At 72.2% G+C, this 16,379-nt stretch carries 13 protein-coding genes; 6 read left to right on the top strand and 7 right to left on the bottom strand.

What is annotated here, in order from left to right; translation table 11 throughout:
• The first annotated feature begins 57 nt into the window (after positions 1-57).
• Both map and LMU33_RS13985 read left to right on the top strand, forming a co-directional pair.
• On the top strand, positions 58-834 hold the full coding sequence (map, locus tag LMU33_RS13990; RefSeq protein ID WP_228620590.1) for a type I methionyl aminopeptidase: 777 nt from the start codon (positions 58-60) through the stop codon (positions 832-834).
• A 127-nt stretch (positions 835-961) separates the two neighbouring features.
• Positions 962-3,502, top strand: a complete 2,541-nt coding sequence (locus LMU33_RS13985) for an ATP-dependent Clp protease ATP-binding subunit (protein ID WP_228620588.1) — start codon at positions 962-964, stop codon at positions 3,500-3,502.
• 51 nt (positions 3,503-3,553) lie between these two features.
• Here the strand turns inward: LMU33_RS13985 and ggt are convergent, their stop codons facing one another.
• Complete coding sequence (ggt, locus tag LMU33_RS13980; RefSeq protein ID WP_228620586.1) at positions 3,554-5,356, bottom strand: gamma-glutamyltransferase; 1,803 nt, start codon at positions 5,354-5,356, stop codon at positions 3,554-3,556.
• Between the two features lie 142 nt (positions 5,357-5,498).
• On the opposite strand from ggt, the gene LMU33_RS13975 reads away from it, so the two are divergent.
• Together LMU33_RS13975 and LMU33_RS13970 are read left to right on the top strand one after the other, a co-directional pair.
• Entirely contained in the window at positions 5,499-6,242 is a 744-nt protein-coding gene (locus LMU33_RS13975; RefSeq protein WP_228620584.1) for a hypothetical protein, read from the top strand.
• A 108-nt stretch (positions 6,243-6,350) separates the two neighbouring features.
• A complete protein-coding gene (locus LMU33_RS13970) occupies positions 6,351-7,919 on the top strand; it encodes an alpha/beta fold hydrolase (RefSeq protein ID WP_228620582.1) in 1,569 nt (522 codons plus the stop codon).
• A gap of 191 nt (positions 7,920-8,110) precedes the next feature.
• Here the strand turns inward: LMU33_RS13970 and LMU33_RS13965 are convergent, their stop codons facing one another.
• The 4 genes from LMU33_RS13965 to pcaDC are packed head-to-tail and all read right to left on the bottom strand — an operon-like array spanning position 8,111 to position 11,366.
• Positions 8,111-8,530: a DUF6278 family protein gene (locus tag LMU33_RS13965; RefSeq protein WP_228620580.1), complete on the bottom strand. Its 420-nt coding sequence runs from the start codon at positions 8,528-8,530 to the stop codon at positions 8,111-8,113.
• Positions 8,531-8,545: 15 nt separating this feature from the next.
• Positions 8,546-9,325, bottom strand: coding sequence for an exodeoxyribonuclease III (locus LMU33_RS13960; RefSeq protein WP_228620578.1), 780 nt, complete (start codon positions 9,323-9,325; stop codon positions 8,546-8,548).
• 51 nt (positions 9,326-9,376) lie between these two features.
• The gene (locus tag LMU33_RS13955) at positions 9,377-10,012 is read right to left on the bottom strand and encodes an MBL fold metallo-hydrolase (protein WP_228620576.1); all 636 of its coding nucleotides are present in this window, start codon (positions 10,010-10,012) and stop codon (positions 9,377-9,379) included.
• Between the two features lie 46 nt (positions 10,013-10,058).
• Entirely contained in the window at positions 10,059-11,366 is a 1,308-nt protein-coding gene (gene pcaDC, locus LMU33_RS13950; protein WP_228620575.1) for a bifunctional 3-oxoadipate enol-lactonase/4-carboxymuconolactone decarboxylase PcaDC, read from the bottom strand.
• A 317-nt stretch (positions 11,367-11,683) separates the two neighbouring features.
• On the opposite strand from pcaDC, the gene LMU33_RS13945 reads away from it, so the two are divergent.
• On the top strand, positions 11,684-12,310 hold the full coding sequence (locus LMU33_RS13945; protein WP_228620573.1) for a DedA family protein: 627 nt from the start codon (positions 11,684-11,686) through the stop codon (positions 12,308-12,310).
• Between the two features lie 227 nt (positions 12,311-12,537).
• Complete coding sequence (locus LMU33_RS13940; RefSeq protein ID WP_228620967.1) at positions 12,538-13,674, top strand: MFS transporter; 1,137 nt, start codon at positions 12,538-12,540, stop codon at positions 13,672-13,674.
• On the opposite strand, the gene LMU33_RS13935 is transcribed toward LMU33_RS13940, so the two are convergent.
• Together LMU33_RS13935 and LMU33_RS13930 are read right to left on the bottom strand one after the other, a co-directional pair.
• On the bottom strand, positions 13,661-14,488 hold the full coding sequence (locus tag LMU33_RS13935; protein WP_228620571.1) for a polysaccharide deacetylase family protein: 828 nt from the start codon (positions 14,486-14,488) through the stop codon (positions 13,661-13,663). The two genes, LMU33_RS13940 and LMU33_RS13935, sit on opposite strands and share 14 nt — an antisense overlap.
• Positions 14,488-15,816, bottom strand: a complete 1,329-nt coding sequence (locus LMU33_RS13930) for an MGDG synthase family glycosyltransferase (protein WP_308280777.1) — start codon at positions 15,814-15,816, stop codon at positions 14,488-14,490. Before LMU33_RS13930 ends, LMU33_RS13935 begins: the two co-directional genes overlap by 1 nt.
• Between the last annotated feature and the right edge of the window lie 563 nt (positions 15,817-16,379).

Genomic DNA, 16,379 nt, shown 5'->3' with positions numbered 1-16,379 from the left:
CCCATTCTAATACCGGCCCGCATCCCGTCACCATTAAAAGCCGGTATAGTAATTGGCATGGTGGAACTGAAGACGAACACATCGATCGACGCCATGCACGCGGCCGGCCAGGTCGTCGGGCGGGCCCTGACGGCCGTACGACGGGCCGCGGACGTCGGCGTCTCCCTGCTGGAGCTGGACGAGCTGGCGCGGGAGGTGCTGCGCGAGGCGGGGGCTTCGTCGCCGTTCCTCGGCTATCGCCCGTCCTTCGCGCCGACCCCCTTTCCCGCCGTCATCTGCGCCTCGGTGAACGACGCGATCGTGCACGGCATCCCCACCCGCTACCGGCTCCGCGACGGCGACCTGGTCTCGATCGACTGCGGCGCCATCCTGGACGGCTGGGCCGGCGACTCGGCGATCAGCTTCACGGTGGGCCGCCCACGCCCTGCGGACGTCCGCCTGGTCGAGACGGCCGAGCGGGCGCTCGCGGCGGGCATCGAGGCGGCCGTCGTCGGCAACCGCATCGGCGACATCGCCCACGCCGTCGGCCGGGTCTGCCGTACGGCCGGCTACGGCATCCCGGACGGCTTCGGCGGCCACGGCGTGGGCCGCCACATGCACGAGGACCCCGAGGTCCCCAACGAGGGCCGGCCGGGGCGAGGGCTGCCGCTGCGCCCCGGCATGGTGCTCGCCATCGAGCCCATGCTCATCGCGAGCGGCAAGGACGCCTACTACGCGGCCGGCGACGGCTGGACCCTGCGCACGGCGGACGGCTCCCGCGCGGCCCACGTGGAGCACACGGTGGCCGTCACGGATTCGGGCCCCAGGATCCTCACGGCGCGGGAAGCACCCTGAAAGTGCGCGGGGCTGCTTCCCCCGGGCGAACATGCCCGCCCCCACAGATCGTGACATCGTGGGCATGAGCAACCCTCCCCCGGGTTACCCGGCCGCTCCGCATGTCGTCAGCGAAGGAGCCCATGCCATGACCAACGGCTACCCTCCTGACCCCTTCGGTGAATTCCTGGCCCGCTTCTTCGGCGGATCCGGCGGAGCCCGCGGCACGCCTCGCCACATCGACATCGGCCGCCTGCTCAGCCAGCCGGCCCGCGAGCTGGTCAGAGGAGCCGCCCTGTACGCCGCCGAGCACGGCAGCCGGGACCTGGACACCCAGCACCTGCTGCGCGCCGCCGTCGCGGCCGAGCCCACGCGGAGCCTGCTGAGCCGGGCGGGCGCGGACCCGGACTCGCTCGCCTCGGAGATCGACGACCGGGCCGGCCCGGTCCAGCACCCGCCGGGCGAGATGCCCCCGCCGACCTCGCTGTCGCTGACCCCGGCCGTCAAGCGCGCCCTGCTGGACGCGCACGACATGGCACGGGCGAGCGGCGCCGGGTACATCGGCCCGGAGCACGTACTGAGCGCGCTGGCGGCCAACCCGGACTCGGCGGCGGGGCACATCCTGAACGCGGCCCGGTTCTCGGCCGGCTCCCTGCCGCCCGAGGTCCCGGAGGGCACCCCGGTCCGGGTGGAGCGGCAGCGCGCCACCGGCACGCCCACGCTGGACAAGTACGGCCGTGACCTGACCGAGCTGGCCCGGCAGGGCCGGATCGACCCGGTCATCGGCCGGGACACCGAGATCGAGCAGACCATCGAGGTGCTGTCCCGGCGCGGCAAGAACAACCCGGTGCTGATCGGTGACGCGGGCGTCGGCAAGACGGCCATCGTGGAGGGCCTCGCCGAGCGCATCGCCGACTCGGACGTCCCGGACGTCCTGGCGGGCCGCCGCGTCGTCGCCCTGGACCTGACCGGCGTCGTCGCCGGCACCCGCTACCGGGGCGACTTCGAGGAGCGCCTGAACAACATCGTGGAGGAGATCCGCGCCCACTCGGACAAGCTGATCGTCTTCATCGACGAGCTGCACACCGTCGTAGGCGCGGGTTCCGGCGGTGAGGGCGGCACGATGGACGCCGGCAACATCCTCAAACCCGCCCTGGCACGGGGCGAGCTGCACATCGTCGGCGCGACCACCCTGGAGGAGTTCCGCCGGATCGAGAAGGACGCGGCGCTGGCCCGCCGGTTCCAGCCGATCCTGGTGCCCGAGCCGACGGCCGAGGACACCATCGAGATCCTGCGCGGGCTGCGCGACCGGTACGAGGCCCACCACCAGATCCGCTACACCGACGAGGCGCTCGTCGCAGCCGTGGAGCTGTCCGACCGGTATCTCACCGACCGGCGGCTGCCGGACAAGGCCATCGACCTGATCGACCAGGCGGGCGCCCGGGTACGGCTCGGCGCCCGGACCAAGGGCGCGGACGTGCGTGCGTTGGAGCGCGAGGTGGAGCAGCTGGTCCTGGACAAGGACCAGGCGGTCGCCGACGAGGACTACGACAAGGCCAAGGAGCTGCGCGACCGGATCGGCGAGCTGAAGCAGCGCATCGCCGAGACGAGCGACGAGGACAAGGCCGACGAGGGGCTGGACCTGGAGGTGACGGCGGAGGCCATCGCCGAGGTGGTGTCCCGGCAGACCGGCATCCCGGTCAGCCGCCTCACCCAGGAGGAGAAGGAGCGGCTGCTCGGCCTGGAGGAACACCTGCACCAGCGGGTCGTCGGCCAGGACGAGGCGGTCGCCGTGGTCTCGGAGGCCGTGCTGCGCTCCCGTGCGGGCCTCGCGAGCCCGAACCGGCCGATCGGCAGCTTCCTGTTCCTCGGCCCGACCGGCGTCGGCAAGACCGAGCTGGCCCGGGCGCTCGCCGAGGTGCTGTTCGGCAGCGAGGACCGCATGGTGCGGCTCGACATGAGCGAGTACCAGGAGCGGCACACCGTCTCCCGGCTGGTCGGCGCCCCGCCCGGGTACGTCGGCCACGAGGAGGCCGGCCAGCTCACCGAGATGGTGCGCCGGCACCCGTACTCGCTGCTCCTGCTGGACGAGGTGGAGAAGGCCCACCCGGACGTCTTCAACATCCTGCTGCAGGTCCTGGACGACGGCCGGCTGACCGACTCCCAGGGCCGGACGGTGGACTTCACCAACACGGTCATCGTGATGACCAGCAACCTCGGCTCGGAGGCGATCATCCGGCGCGGTGCCGGGATCGGGTTCGGGCCGGGCGGCACGGATGCGGCCGAGGAGGCGCGGCGCGAGCAGATCCTGCGGCCGCTGCGCGAGCACTTCCGGCCGGAGTTCCTCAACCGCATCGACGAGATCGTGGTCTTCAGGCAGCTGACCGGCGAGCAACTGCGGCAGATCACCGACCTGTTGCTGGAGGGCACGCGGCGGCTGCTGGACGGGCAGGGTGTATCGGTCACCTTCACGGACGCGGCCGTCGACTGGATCGCCGAGCGCGGCTACCAGCCGGAGTACGGCGCCCGGCCGCTGCGCCGCACCATTCAGCGCGAGGTGGACAACCAGCTGTCCCGGCTGCTGCTGAACGGCACGATCTCCGAGGGCAGCCGGGTGACGGTGGACGTGAGCGACGGACGGCTGGATTTCCGCGCCCAGGAAAGCCAGCCGCCCGTACCGGAGTTGTAGGCGTGCGACCCGGAGTTGCAGGCGTGCGACACGCCTACGACACGCCGCGGCCTACGGCGCCGGGTCCACGACCATCGCCGAGCCGCCACCGCGCCGTACCCTCTCGGCGGCTGCCAGCCACTTCCCGTCCGGCAGCCGCTGCACACCGGTAGCCGCGCCGATCTCGGGGTTGAGCTTGAAGGAGTGCCCGATGGCCTCCAGCTGTTTCCTCAGGTCACCGTTGTACAGGGCGGGTTCGAGTTCCGTCTGGGCCGCGTTGCGCTGGCTGGCGCGGGGTGCGGCGATGGCGTCGACCAGCGGCAGACGCCGGTCGAGGAACTCGGTGAGCGTCTGCAGCACGGTGGTGATGATGGTCGCGCCACCGGGCGAACCGAGCGCCACCACGGGCCGGTTGTTCTTGTCCAGCACGATCGTCGGGGAGATCGAGGAGCGGGGCCGCTTGCCCGGGCCGGGCAGGTTCGGGTCGTGCACGGCCGGGTTGGCGGGGGTGAAGGAGAAGTCGGTCAGTTCGTTGTTGAGCAGGAAACCCCGGCCGGGCACGGTCATCGCACTGCCGCCGGTCTGCTCGATGGTGAGGGTGTAGGAGACGACGTTGCCCCACTTGTCGGCCACGGTCAGATGCGTGGTGTTCTCGCCCTCGTACGTCGTCGGGGCCGCCGTACCGCCCTTGCCGCAGGCCGCCGGGTGGCGCGGGTCGCCGGGGGCGAGCGGGCTGGTGAGGACCGCGTCGTCCTTGATCAGGCAGGCGCGCGAGTCGGCGTACTGCTGCGACAGCAGCTGCTTGGTCGGTACGTCCTCGAAGGCGGGGTCGCCGACCCAGCGCCCGCGGTCGGCGAAGGCGATCCGGCTCGCCTCGATGAAGTGGTGCAGGTACTGCGTCTCGCTCGCCTTCGAAAGGTCGGTGTTCTCCAGGATGTTCAGGGCCTCGCCGACCGTGGTGCCGCCGGAGGAGGAGGGGGCGATGGAGTACACGTTCAGGCCGCGGTACGACGCCCTGGTGGGCGCCTGGAACTTGGCCCGGTAGACGGCGAGGTCCTTCTCCTCCAGCTTGCCGGGGCGGGCGTTCCAGCCGGAGGCGGGGTCCACGGGCGGGTGTTCGACCGTCTTGACGATGTCGTCGCCGATGTCCCCGCGGTAGATCGCGCCGATGCCCTCGCGGCCCAGCTCCTCGTAGGTGCGGGCCAGTTCGGGGTTCCTGAGCCTGGAGCCGACGACGGGGAGCTGCCCGTTCGGCAGGAACAGCTTGGCGGTGTCCGGGAAGTAGCGGAACCGGGTTTCGTTGGACGCGGTCTGCGAGCGGAAGGTGTCGTCCACCGTGAAGCCGTCACGGGCGATCCGCTCGGCCGGCCTCAGGACCGTGCCGAGCCGCTTGCTGCCCCATTCGTCCAGTGCGGTCTGCCAGGTGGCGGGCGTGCCGGGGGTGCCGACGCTCAGGCCGCTGCTGACGGCATCGGCGAAGGCGAGCGGCTTGCCGTTCTCCACGAACAGGTCGGAGTCGGCGCTGAGCGGCGCCGTCTCACGGCCGTCGATGGTGTGCACCGTGCGTGACTTGGCGTCGTAGTAGACGAAGTAGCCGCCTCCGCCGATGCCGGCCGAGTAGGGCTCGGTGACGCCGAGCGCGGCGGCGGTGGCGACGGCCGCGTCGACCGCGTTGCCTCCGTGTCTGAGTACCTCGATGCCGGCGGCGGAGGCGTCGGCATCGACGCTGGCGACCGCGCCGCCGTAGCCGACGGCCACCGGAACCTTCGTGGGAGTCTCGTTCGTTGTCGCGGCGGGAGGCGCGGCCGCCCCCACCGACACCAGCGCGGCCGAGACCGCCAGAACCGCCAGTTTCCGCGTGCCAGGACGACCCATCCGAACCTCCCGTCGGGGCAGTCCGCGCAGCGTAGCCAGATTGCCGTAGTACCGACAGTACGCCTGGGCGTCCTGCCACACGAACGTCACGTGTCGAACACGGGTACGTCGCCGTCGCCCGGGCCCGCTACCATGCGCGGCCATGAACGACGACGTGCGCAACATCGTCCTGGGCCTGGTGGCGACCGGGATATCGGCCTCCCTGGGCTGGCTCGCCCGTACCTATCTGTGGCGGCGCAAACTCCGGCGCAAGCAGGCCTTCTTCGGGATGCCGGAGAACTCGGAGTCGCTGCTCGTCGTCAACCGCGACCCGGCCGCCACCGAACCGGCGGTGCATCGCTTCGACGTGTTCGCGCTGCTCGAGCTGTCCGCGCTCATCAAGGACTGCGGTGCGCACGCCCAGGTAGTCACCCAGGACGCGGTCCAGCAGGGCTTCGGCGAACGGACCGAGTTCTGTGTGGGCGGCCCGTCCTCCAGCCGGCGGATGGCCGCGCACATGTCGGCGATGCTGCCGGGTGTGAGCGTCAACACCGACCCGGAGCCCGGGCCCGAGCGCAGTGCCTTCCGGATCGGCGGCGAGCACTACCGCATGGAGCGGGGCGTCAGCGAGTACGTCCTGCTCGCGCGGGTCACCGCGGGTGGCCAGGCCCGTCCGGTGTTCCTCTTCTGCGGCCAGAGCGCCATCACCAACCAGGCCGCCACCCGCTATCTCGCCCGCCACCACGAGCGGCTGCACCGCAAGCACGGCACCGGGTCCTTCGTACTGCTGCTGAAGGTGGTCAACTCGCAGGCGTACGGCCCGGATGTGGTGGAGCTGGTGGCGGACGTGACGCGGGCGGCGCGGACGCCGCTGCCCGAGACGGCCTCCGCCGACGCGGCCGCTTAGCACTTCAACAAACTTTACCGGTACGTAACTTACCGACGGGTTACTTACGGTAAGGGGACAAGGTTACCGTCGGGTCACTTTGCACTTGACCAGTGAAGGAGTGACCCCATGGGACATGGTCGCATCGCACTGCGCGCCTCCGCCGCAGGAGCCGTCTCGGCGGCGCTCATCGCCGGCAGCGTCGTCGGTCTGGCACCCGCCGCCGAAGCCGGCACCCCGTCCGTCCGGTTCGTCGACATCACCGGCGACGGCGGCACCGTACTGAAGGCGAACGTCGTCACGCCCGCGGGCGCCGACGGCTCGCACAACTACCCGCTCATCGTGCTGCCCACGAGCTGGGGCCTGCCCCAGGTGGAGTACCTCGCCCAGGCGCAGAAGCTCGCCGACGCCGGCTATGTGGTGCTCACCTACAACGTGCGCGGCTTCTGGCAGTCCGGCGGCCAGATAGAAGTGGCCGGTCCGCCGGACATAGCGGACGCCTCCAAGGTCATCGACTGGGCCCTCGCCAACACTCCGGCCGACCCGCGGCACGTGGGCATGGCCGGGGTGTCGTACGGCGCCGGGATCAGCCTGCTCGCCGCCGCGCACGACAAGCGCATCAAGGCCGTGGCCGCGCTCAGCGGCTGGGCGGACCTGATCGACTCGATCTACTCGGGCCGCACCCAGCACGTCCAGGCGGCCGCCGTGCTGGACGGCGCGGGCACCCTCACCGGCCGGGAGAGCCCCGAACTGCGCGAGATCTTCGACAACTTGTACTCGTCCAACCTGTCCAAGGAACAGGAGATGATCGACTGGGGGCGGAAACGTTCCGCCGCGACCTATGTCGACCAGCTGAACAGCAACGGCACGGCCCTCATGCTCGCCAACGCCTGGGGCGACACGGTCTTCCCGGCGAACCAGTACGCCGACTTCTACCAGAAGCTGACCGTGCCCAAGCGGCTCGAACTGCGCCCCGGCGACCACGCGACCGCCGAACTGACGGGCCTGTTCGGGCTGCCCAACGACGTCTGGACGGACACCGAGCGCTGGCTCGACCACTACCTCAAGGGCGCCGACAACGGCATCGACCATGAACAGCCGGTCCAGCTGAAGTCCCGTAGCGCGGGGGGATACGAGGGCTACCCGGACTGGAAGTCGGTCGAGGCGACGCGCAGGAAGCTCGCGCTCACGGGCTCCACCACGATCCACGCGAACGTCGACTCCGGCGCGGACGGCGGGATCGTGTTCCTCTCCAGCATCCTCGACCAGGTCGCCCAGCTGCCGCCCATGGCCTGCATCCCGCTGCTGCCGCGCCGCTGGGCGGCCGTCTGGCAGTCGGAGCGGTACGGCAGCACCCAGCAGGTGCGCGGCACGGCCACCCTGCACACCACGCTGACCCCGACCGCGGAGAGCGGCACCCTCATCGCCTACCTCTACGACGTGGGGCCGCTCGGCATCGGCAAGCTGGTCACCAACGCGCCCTACACCTGGCACGGGCGGACACCCGGCGAGCCGTTCGGCGTCGACCTGGACCTGTTCTCCACGGCCTACGACGTCCCCGCCGGGCACCGCCTCGCGCTGGTGGTCGACACGGTCGACCCGCTGTACATCGAGCACAACCCGTCCGGCGCGCAGCTGACCTTCTCCTCGCCCTCGGACGACCCGTCGTACGTGTCCGTCCCCGTGCGCGAGCAGTGATCTCCGGCTGCCGCCGGACGAGCCAGGCCCGTGTGAACTGCCGCCCCCTGGGGTCTCGCAGCATGCAGAACGGCACATCTTAGTCGAGGTTGGCGGCGACGGGCTTCCCGGCGTGGAGGAACTCCTGCTTGCGCAACGGGGCATCCGCGTGGTGCACGTGAACTGGCCGGTGTCGATGAGGAGATACCGGCTCAGGTCTCGGCGATCTCCGCGTACAGCTGGGACAGCTCGGGGACGCCGCTCGCGGCCCAGTCCTGCCCGGCGCCCGCCACCTCGACCTCACGGCCGGAGGCCAGCCGCACGACGGGCTCGCCGTCGGCGCGGATCAGCCAGGCGGCGCCGGGCACGGTGCGCACCACGACCGTGCCCAGATACAGTCCCGCGTCGTTGCCCAGCCGGGGCAGGGTCTCGGCGTCGTCTCGCCAGCGCGGGACGAGCTGGTCCAGTGCCTCCAGGGAGGCCGGGGTGTCGTCGAGGCGGACGCCTGCCCGGGCCGCCTGCGAGCGGAGCAGTTCACACTCGGACAGCAGCGCGGCGATCCCCTCCGGATCGGCGGGGATCGCCGCATCACCGTTCTTCTTGTGCCGGTGGCCCAGGAACGGAAGGTTCATGGACCCAGCGTGGCATCAGACGTCGAGGTCGACCACCACCGGCGCGTGATCGGAGGCGCCCTTGCCCTTGCGCTCCTCGCGGTCGACGTAGGCGTCCTTGACGGCCTTGGCGAACGGCGCGTTGCCGTACACCAGGTCGATGCGCATGCCGCGGTTCTTCGGGAAGCAGAGCTGGCGGTAGTCCCAGTAGGTGAACGCGTGGTCGTACTTCAGCGGGCGCGGCACCACGTCGTTCAGGCCGGCCTCGCGCAGGGAGGCCAGCGCGGCGCGCTCGGCGGGGGTGACATGGGTGGAGCCCTCGAAGACGGCCGGGTCGTAGACGTCGTCGTCCGTCGGTGCCACGTTGTAGTCGCCCAGGACGGCGAACGGGCGGCTGCCGCCCGCGTCTCCGGCGACGGCCGCCTTCAGGGCCTCGAACCACTGGAGCTTGTACGCGTAGTGCGGGTGCTCCACCTCGCGGCCGTTGGGGACGTACACCGACCAGACGCGGACCGGGCCGCAGGTCGCCGAGATGGCGCGCGGCTCGGTCACGCCGTCGAAGCCCGGGTCGCCGGGCAGGCCCTTGACGACGTCCTCGAGGCCGACGCGGGAGAGCACCGCCACGCCGTTCCACCGGCCGGTGGCGTGGACCGCCGACTCGTAGCCCAGCTCGCGCAGCTGGTCGAACGGGAACTGCTCCTCGGCGACCTTGGCCTCCTGCAGGCACAGCACGTCGGTGCCGCTGCTCTCCAGCCAGGCCAGCAGCCGCGGAAGGCGGGCGGTGATCGAGTTCACGTTCCAGGTAGCGATGCGCATGCCTCACAACCTACCCGGAGCCACTGACAACGGGCTCGGACGGCGGCGGGCTCAGACCTCCGCCGACGCCCCGGGCGTCAGCCGCTGGTGGTCCGTGCCGCCCAGGGCGCCGATCTGGCGGTCGTAGATCGGGCGGGCCAGGTCGGTCAGCAGGGCGTCGTGGACGTCGTAGGCGCGCCGCGGCCGCACCTCGCGGACGTAGTCGATCACCTCGGAGATCTTGTTCCAGGGGGCCATCACCGGGAGCATCAGCGTCTCCACCGGATGGGCGGGGACGGTGAGGGCGTCGCCGGGGTGGAAGACCTTGCCGCCGTCGACGAGATAGCCGACGTTGGTGATACGCGGGATGTCCGGGTGGATCACGGCGTGCAGTTCGCCGTGGACCTGCACGTCGAAACCGGCCGCGGTGAAGGTGTCGCCGTGGCCGACGGTGTGCACCCGGCCCGGGAAGGCCGCCGTGATCCGTTCGGCGACGGACCTCAGCGTCCAGATCCGGGCCGCGGGGTTGTTCTCCATGGCGGCCCGGAGCCGGAACTCGTCGAAGTGGTCCGGGTGCTCGTGCGTGATCAGGATGGCGTCGGCGCCGAGCGCGGCGTCCTCCTCGCTGAAGCCGCCGGGGTCGATGACGAGCGTCTGACCCTCCTTGTCGAGGCGGACACAGGCGTGGGACTTCTTCGTGAGCTTCATGTCACACCATCCTGCCGTGTACGGCGGCACGGGGCTCACCCGGCGTTCACTCGGCGGGCGTGGTCTCCTCCTGGACGACCTGCCGGGCCACCCGGAACGCGCTGTTCGCCGCCGGCACCCCGCAGTACACGGCCGCCTGCAGCAGCACCTCCTTGATCTCGTCCGGGGTGAGCCCGTTGCGCAGGGCGGCCCGGACGTGGAAGGCCAGCTCCTCCGAATGGCCGCCCGCGACCAGCGCGGTCAGCGTGATACAGCTGCGGGTACGGCGGTCCAGGCCCGGCCGGTCCCAGATCTCGCCCCAGGCGTAGCGGGTGATGAACTCCTGGAACTCCCCGGAGAACCCGTCGGACTCGGCCAGCGCCCGGTCCACGTGCGCGTCGCCGAGCACCTCCCGGCGGATCTTCAGCCCCGTCTCGTACCGGTCGGGCCGCGCGACCGGCTGTGCCGGTACGGCGGCCGGGGCTATCTCGGCGACCGGCGTGACCTGCGGCGCGGCGGCGATGGCCGGGTTGACGGGGGCGGCCGGCAGGGCGGTCTGGCCGGTGTCGTAGGGCTGCTGCCAGGCGGTGGAGAAGTGGTGCACCAGCAGGTCGGTGACGGCCGCCGGCTGTTCGACGGGGACCAGGTGGGAGGCGCCGGGGACCACCGCGAGCCGGGCGTCCGGTACGCCGGCGACCAGGGTGCGGGCCTCGGCGGGCCCGGTGACCCGGTCGTCGGAGCCGACGAGCACGAGGGTCGGCACGCCGACCCGGCCGAGCTCGGTCCTGACGTCGAAGGACGCGAGCGCCTCGCAGGCGGCGATGTAGCAGCCCGGGTCGGTGGTGCGGACCATCTGCACCGCCCACTCGGTGATCGCCGGCTGGGCCGCGGCGAAGGAGCCGGTGAACCAGCGGTCCGGCGAGGTACGGGCGATCGGGTCGAGTCCGTTGGTACGGACGATCACTCCGCGCTGCCGGAACTCGTCAGGGGTCCCGAACCGGGGCGAGGCCGCGACCAGCACCAGCGAGGCGAGCCGCTCGGGGTGACGCAGGGCCAGTTCGATGCCGACGGCACCGCCGAGCGCGCAGCCCGCGTAGCCGAACCGCTGCACGCCGATCGAGTCCAGCGTGGCCAGCAGCCGGGTGGCCAGCTCGGCGACGGACCCGGCCGGGTGGGCGGGGGCCCCGCCGTGACCGGGCAGGTCGAACCGCAGGACCCGCCACTGCTTCGCCAGCTCCGGCACCTGGCGGTCCCACATGTGCCGAGTCGTGCCGAGGGACGGTCCCAGGACGAGGACCGGGGCGCCTTCTGGCCCGTCAAAGCTGTATTCCAGGGGTTGAGGCGTCGTCGTACTCACCCGCCCACGTTCCCACATCGCACGGACGGCCCTGGGCGGGGGGCCGGGGGCGGACCGGACCCCGCCGGGACGGTGCTGGGTGGGACTACCGAGTCGTGACCGAGCTGGTGATCACCCTCCTGTCCCCCGCCAAGGGTGCCCACTGCGGCGCAGGCCCGTACCGGCGGCAAGGGCGGGTGCGGTCCGCTGCGCGGTGGAGACGCACGGCAGGCCGGCCGGCACCGACAAGGCAATGGCCGGGAGAGCAATAACCTGAACACCATCACCCCCGGCACGCCCCGGACGGGAACGTACGACAACCGGGCCCGCCGTTCCGCGGAAGGAACGAGATCCGCATGAGTACACCACCGCTACCCGGGGTGCTCGGCGACATCGCGCCGATCCTGGACCACTGGGGCTACTGGGCCGTAGGCGGCCTGATCTTCGTGGAGGACTTCGGCGTCCCTTCCCCGGGCGAGACGATCCTGATCGCCGCGGCGCTGTACGCGGGGGCCGGGCAGCTCAACATCGCCGCCGTCATCGCCATCGGCGTCGCCGCCGCCGTCCTCGGCGACAACGTCGGCTACCTCATCGGCCGAACCGGAGGACACGCGCTGGTGCAGCGCTACGGCAAGTACGTCTTCCTCCCGCCCGAACGGTACGAGAAGGCCGAGGAGTTCTTCACACGCCACGGCGGGAAGGTCGTCACCGTCGCGCGCTTCTTCGAGGGGCTGCGGCAGCTCAACGGCATCATCGCCGGCACCACCGAGATGCCCTGGCCCCGTTTCGTCGCCTTCAACACGCTCGGGGCGGCACTGTGGGTCGGGCTGTGGGCGGGCGTCGGCTACGCCGCCGGCAACCACATCACCACCATCTACACCGAGGTCAACCGCTATTCGACCTATCTGCTCATCGCAGTGGGCGCGCTGATTCTCGCGCTCGTGGCCCGCCGGGTGCTGCGCCGCCGCCGCGCGGCGGGCTGAGCAAGCCGGCCCGAAGCCATGCCGCGTGAAGATCACGTCCCGGAGAAATGGGCCAAATCATCGGATGCGACGCCTGCTACCTTCCCGGGTGTGCCGAGCACGGCAACGGCGAGCCGCCGGCTCGTCATCGTGATCAGACTCCCCGCCCGGTCGGCGGAACCGCGCGGCGCACCGGAGCCGGAACAGTGAGCACGGCCGCCACGACGCAGGCGGCACCGGCCCGGCAGGTGTGGCCGCTGTACGCCGCCGGCTTCACCACCGCCTTCGGTGCGCACGGGATCGCCGCCAACCTCGGCGGCCACGCCCGGGGCGCGGTCACCTCACTGCTCGTGCTCGGCGGCCTGCTCGCCCTGTACGACGGTGCCGAGGTGGTCCTCAAGCCGGTCTTCGGCACCCTCGCCGACCGCATCGGCGCCCGCCCGGTACTGCTCGGCGGACTCGTCGCCTTCGCCGCCGCGTCGGCCCTGTACGCCGTCGCCGACAGCCCCGGCTGGCTGTGGGCCGCCCGCCTCGGCCAGGGTGCCGCGGCCTCCGCCTTCTCCCCGTCGGCCTCGGCCCTGGTCGCCCGGCTCAACCCGGCGGCCAAGCACGGGCGGGCCTTCGGCAGTTACGGCTTCTACAAGTCGATCGGCTACACCCTCGGCCCCCTGCTGGGCGGCGTCCTGGTGTGGGCCGGTGGCCTGCGGCTGCTCTTCGCCGTCCTGGCCGTACTCGGTGCGGCCGTCGCCGTCTGGGCCGTGCTCGCCGTCCCCGTCGTACCGCCGCTGCCCAAGGCCCGGCAGACGGTCCTCGACCTCGCCCGGCGGCTGGCCGACCCGGCGTTCCTCGCCCCGACGGCCGCACTCGCCGCGGCGACGGCCGCCCTGTCGGTCGGGGTGGGCTTCCTGCCGGTGTCCGGACGGGCGGCCGGTCTGGGCACGGTGGCCACGGGTGCCGCCGTGTCCGTGCTGGCCGCCTGCGCCGCCGTCGTTCAGCCGAAGGCGGGACGGGCACTGGACCACGGACGGCTCACGACCCGTACGGGCATCATGGCGGGGCTGCTGCTCACCGCCGCCGGAATGGGCTGCGCCATGCTGCCGGGCCTGACCGGCATCCTCGCCGGCGCCGCCCTGATCGGTGCCGGAACCGGTCTGATCACCCCGCTCGGCTTCGCCGCCCTCGCCGCGAGCACCCCCGTCGAACGGCTCGGGCAGACCATGGGCGCCGCCGAACTCGGCCGCGAACTCGGCGACGCGGGCGGGCCGTTGCTCGTCGCGACGGTAGCCTCCCTCACCACCCTCACCCACGGCTACGCCACCCTCGGCCTCCTCCTCGCCCTCGGCCCGGCTGTCACTCTCCTGCGACGTCGCCTCATGGGCAGGTGACCCGCGGCCCCTCCCGCTCCGCTCGGCCGGTCGCCGGGTGAGACGGAGGGCGCCCGGAGGGGCCTGTGCCGGGCAGGCCGGGGACGCCGTGCTCGCACAGAGGGCCGATCTGCCAGCCACGCTCCTGGCAGACGTCGAGAATGCGGGGCAGTGCTCGCAGCGTGGTGCGCCAGGAGCCGGTGGCGGAGGTGCAGTCGGAGTCGTGCAGCAGGATGGTGCCTCCGCCGCGCAGGTCGCGCAGGACGGTGTCCTCGACGGATCGAGGGGTGGCCCGCTTGCGCCAGTCCTCGCCCCAGCAGGTCCACAGCACCGGGGTCAGTCCGAGGCGGCGGGAGGCCAGATGGGCGGTGGTGGTCATCACCCCGTACGGGGGCCGGAAGAGCTTCGGCGGCCGGCCGGTGACGTCGCCGACCGCGTCGCGGGCGCGGGCCAGATCGTCGTAGGTGGCACGGGGACCGCGCACCAGCAGTGGACGGTGGTGCCAGCCGTGGACGGCGATCTCGTGCCCGGCGGCCGTCATCTCCCTCGCCAGCCCGGTCGAGCGGACCAGCATCGAGCCGAGCAGGAAGAAGGTGGCACGGATCCCTCGCGCCTCGAGAAGGCGGAGGAAGTGCGGGGTGGACAGGTGGTCGGGGCCGTCGTCGAAGGTGAGGGCGATGTGGTCGGGGCGGCCCTGCCCGGACAGGCGCGGCATCACCGCGTTGCGCAGCGGGCCGAAGGTCGAGACCACGGGGGCCGCCTGGAGGACGGCGAGTGCGGGCAGGGCCGTGGCGGAAGCGAGCGCGGCGGCACGGGCGAGACGAGCCGGGGTCATCACCGGGTCCCCTCCAGGTAGTGGGTGACAGCGGGGAAGCGCGCGGGGGACTCGGTGTAGGCGATCGTCGCCGCGATGCCCAGCGAAAGGGAGGCCGCCGCACCGGCGGCAGCCACGCTCAGCCGCCGCCTCGCCGGACGGCGCCTCGTCACGGGCTGTGCGCCTGTGACGAGTCGATGTCCGGTTCCGGCGGCGATGGCGGGTACGGGGCCGGGAGCGGAGCGGTGCAGTTCGAGTCCTGCCGCGCGCTGGGCCCGGCCACGCGGACCGTGGAGGAGTTCGGCGAGCACCGGTCCGAGGTCCGCCGGTTCACGGATCCAGGCCGCGAGGCCCGCCTCGTCCAGGGCGGCGGCGTTGGTCCGGCCGTGGCCGGGGATGCAGCGGTAGCTGACCACCGGCAGGCCGGCGGCGAAGGCCTCCAGGGACGTCAGCCCGCCGGCGTTCTGGACCAGCACGTCGCAGGCGTGCATCAGGCCGGGCATGTCCTCCACCCAGCCGAAGGCATGCTCGATGCCGTCCCGTCGCAACTCGTCGGCGAGGGCCTGATTGCGTCCGCACACCACCACCGGCACCGCGACCCCCGTCTCCCGGATCTCCGCGGCGGCACGCCGCACCGGGCCGACGCCCCAGGAGCCCGCGACCAGCAAGGCCAGCGGCGCCTGCCCGGGCAGGCCGAACCGGGCACGTGCCGCCCGGCGTTGCTCGTCCGTGGCGGGGGTGAACCGCGGGTCGGTGACGGGGCCGGCGACGCCGACGGCGGCCGCGCCCTGGGCGTGGGCCTGGGCCGCGGGTATCGCGTGCACGGCGAGGTGCGCGTCGATACCGGGGGCCACCCACAGGGCGTGCACGGAGAAGTCGGTCAGGTAGGTGAAGGCCGGCACCTTCAGCAGACCGCGCCGTCGCAGCGTGCCCAGGACCTGGCTGGCGCCCGGGTACGTCGAGACGACCGCGCACGTGTCCGGCTGGAGTGCCCGCAGGGTGGGCTGCTCGGCGCCGTGGAACAGCGTCCGCCACACCGCGCCCGGGCGCGAGGCGTGGTCGGTGGCCGCGTACAGGCGCTGATAGCCCGCCGGTGCCCAGGTCAGCATGCGGTGGTAGACGTCGCAGACCAGCCTGCCGGTGCGCGCGGGGAGCAGGTCGAGGAAGTCGTACCGGTCCACGAGGAAGCCGTGCGCGGCCAGCCGGTCGGCCAGCCCGGCCGCCGCGCCGTCGTGTCCCGCGCCGACGCTCGCGGAGATGATCGCGATCCGCCGAGGGCCTGCGTCCGGCAGGGCTGCGGCGGACCCCGAAGGCGCCGCCGCCGGCATCAGGTCGTCGCGTTGGGCCACAGGGGATCAGCCTCCTGACGGGATGGACGCACGGCCGGAGATGCCCGGGCCCGACGGTGCCGCGCGCAGGACGGTGCCATGCCTCTTCACGGCCGAGCGGGGCTACTCGGTCTCGGCAGGCGCCGAGAGCAGAAGCTACTACATGATGTAGGAATTGGGGAACTGTGCACGAAACCTGCAGCCCTTCACCCCCCCCAGCACGGATCGCCATCGACACCAAGGCATACAGAGCCAGGATGAACAGGCAGGCGACGCACCCGAACTCGCGGCGCACGCCGGCCGAACACAGCGCGACGGGTGGCGGGGAGCGCGGCGGGCGAGGAGAGCACGGCGAGGACCCGGCCCCCCGCCCTGGAGCAGCGAGGAGAAGAGACAGGGCGACGGCGATCACGGACACGGGCTCCAACGGTCCGCCGGACGCGAGGGCAGCCGGGAAGAACCACGACCGCCCCGGCGCACACCACTGCGAACTTCCGGCTCACCGGATCCTCCGCCGCCGCACGCAGAACCCCCGCCGGAGCAGACCGGCGGGGGTTCTGAAGATCCTTTACGTCCGTCGCCGT

Origin of the sequence: Streptomyces barringtoniae, from assembly GCF_020819595.1 — a bacterium.
In the GTDB taxonomy this organism is placed as follows: domain Bacteria; phylum Actinomycetota; class Actinomycetes; order Streptomycetales; family Streptomycetaceae; genus Streptomyces; species Streptomyces barringtoniae.
This window is presented reverse-complemented; position numbering and strand designations above follow the sequence as displayed.

Coding starts and splice junctions, on each gene's coding strand:
- map (WP_228620590.1), top strand. CDS start 58: ATGGTGGAACTGAAGACGAACACATCGATCGACGCCATGCACGCGGCC.
- LMU33_RS13985 (WP_228620588.1), top strand. CDS start 962: ATGACCAACGGCTACCCTCCTGACCCCTTCGGTGAATTCCTGGCCCGC.
- ggt (WP_228620586.1), bottom strand. CDS start 5,356: ATGGGTCGTCCTGGCACGCGGAAACTGGCGGTTCTGGCGGTCTCGGCC.
- LMU33_RS13975 (WP_228620584.1), top strand. CDS start 5,499: ATGAACGACGACGTGCGCAACATCGTCCTGGGCCTGGTGGCGACCGGG.
- LMU33_RS13970 (WP_228620582.1), top strand. CDS start 6,351: ATGGGACATGGTCGCATCGCACTGCGCGCCTCCGCCGCAGGAGCCGTC.
- LMU33_RS13965 (WP_228620580.1), bottom strand. CDS start 8,530: ATGAACCTTCCGTTCCTGGGCCACCGGCACAAGAAGAACGGTGATGCG.
- LMU33_RS13960 (WP_228620578.1), bottom strand. CDS start 9,325: ATGCGCATCGCTACCTGGAACGTGAACTCGATCACCGCCCGCCTTCCG.
- LMU33_RS13955 (WP_228620576.1), bottom strand. CDS start 10,012: ATGAAGCTCACGAAGAAGTCCCACGCCTGTGTCCGCCTCGACAAGGAG.
- pcaDC (WP_228620575.1), bottom strand. CDS start 11,366: ATGTGGGAACGTGGGCGGGTGAGTACGACGACGCCTCAACCCCTGGAA.
- LMU33_RS13945 (WP_228620573.1), top strand. CDS start 11,684: ATGAGTACACCACCGCTACCCGGGGTGCTCGGCGACATCGCGCCGATC.
- LMU33_RS13935 (WP_228620571.1), bottom strand. CDS start 14,488: ATGACCCCGGCTCGTCTCGCCCGTGCCGCCGCGCTCGCTTCCGCCACG.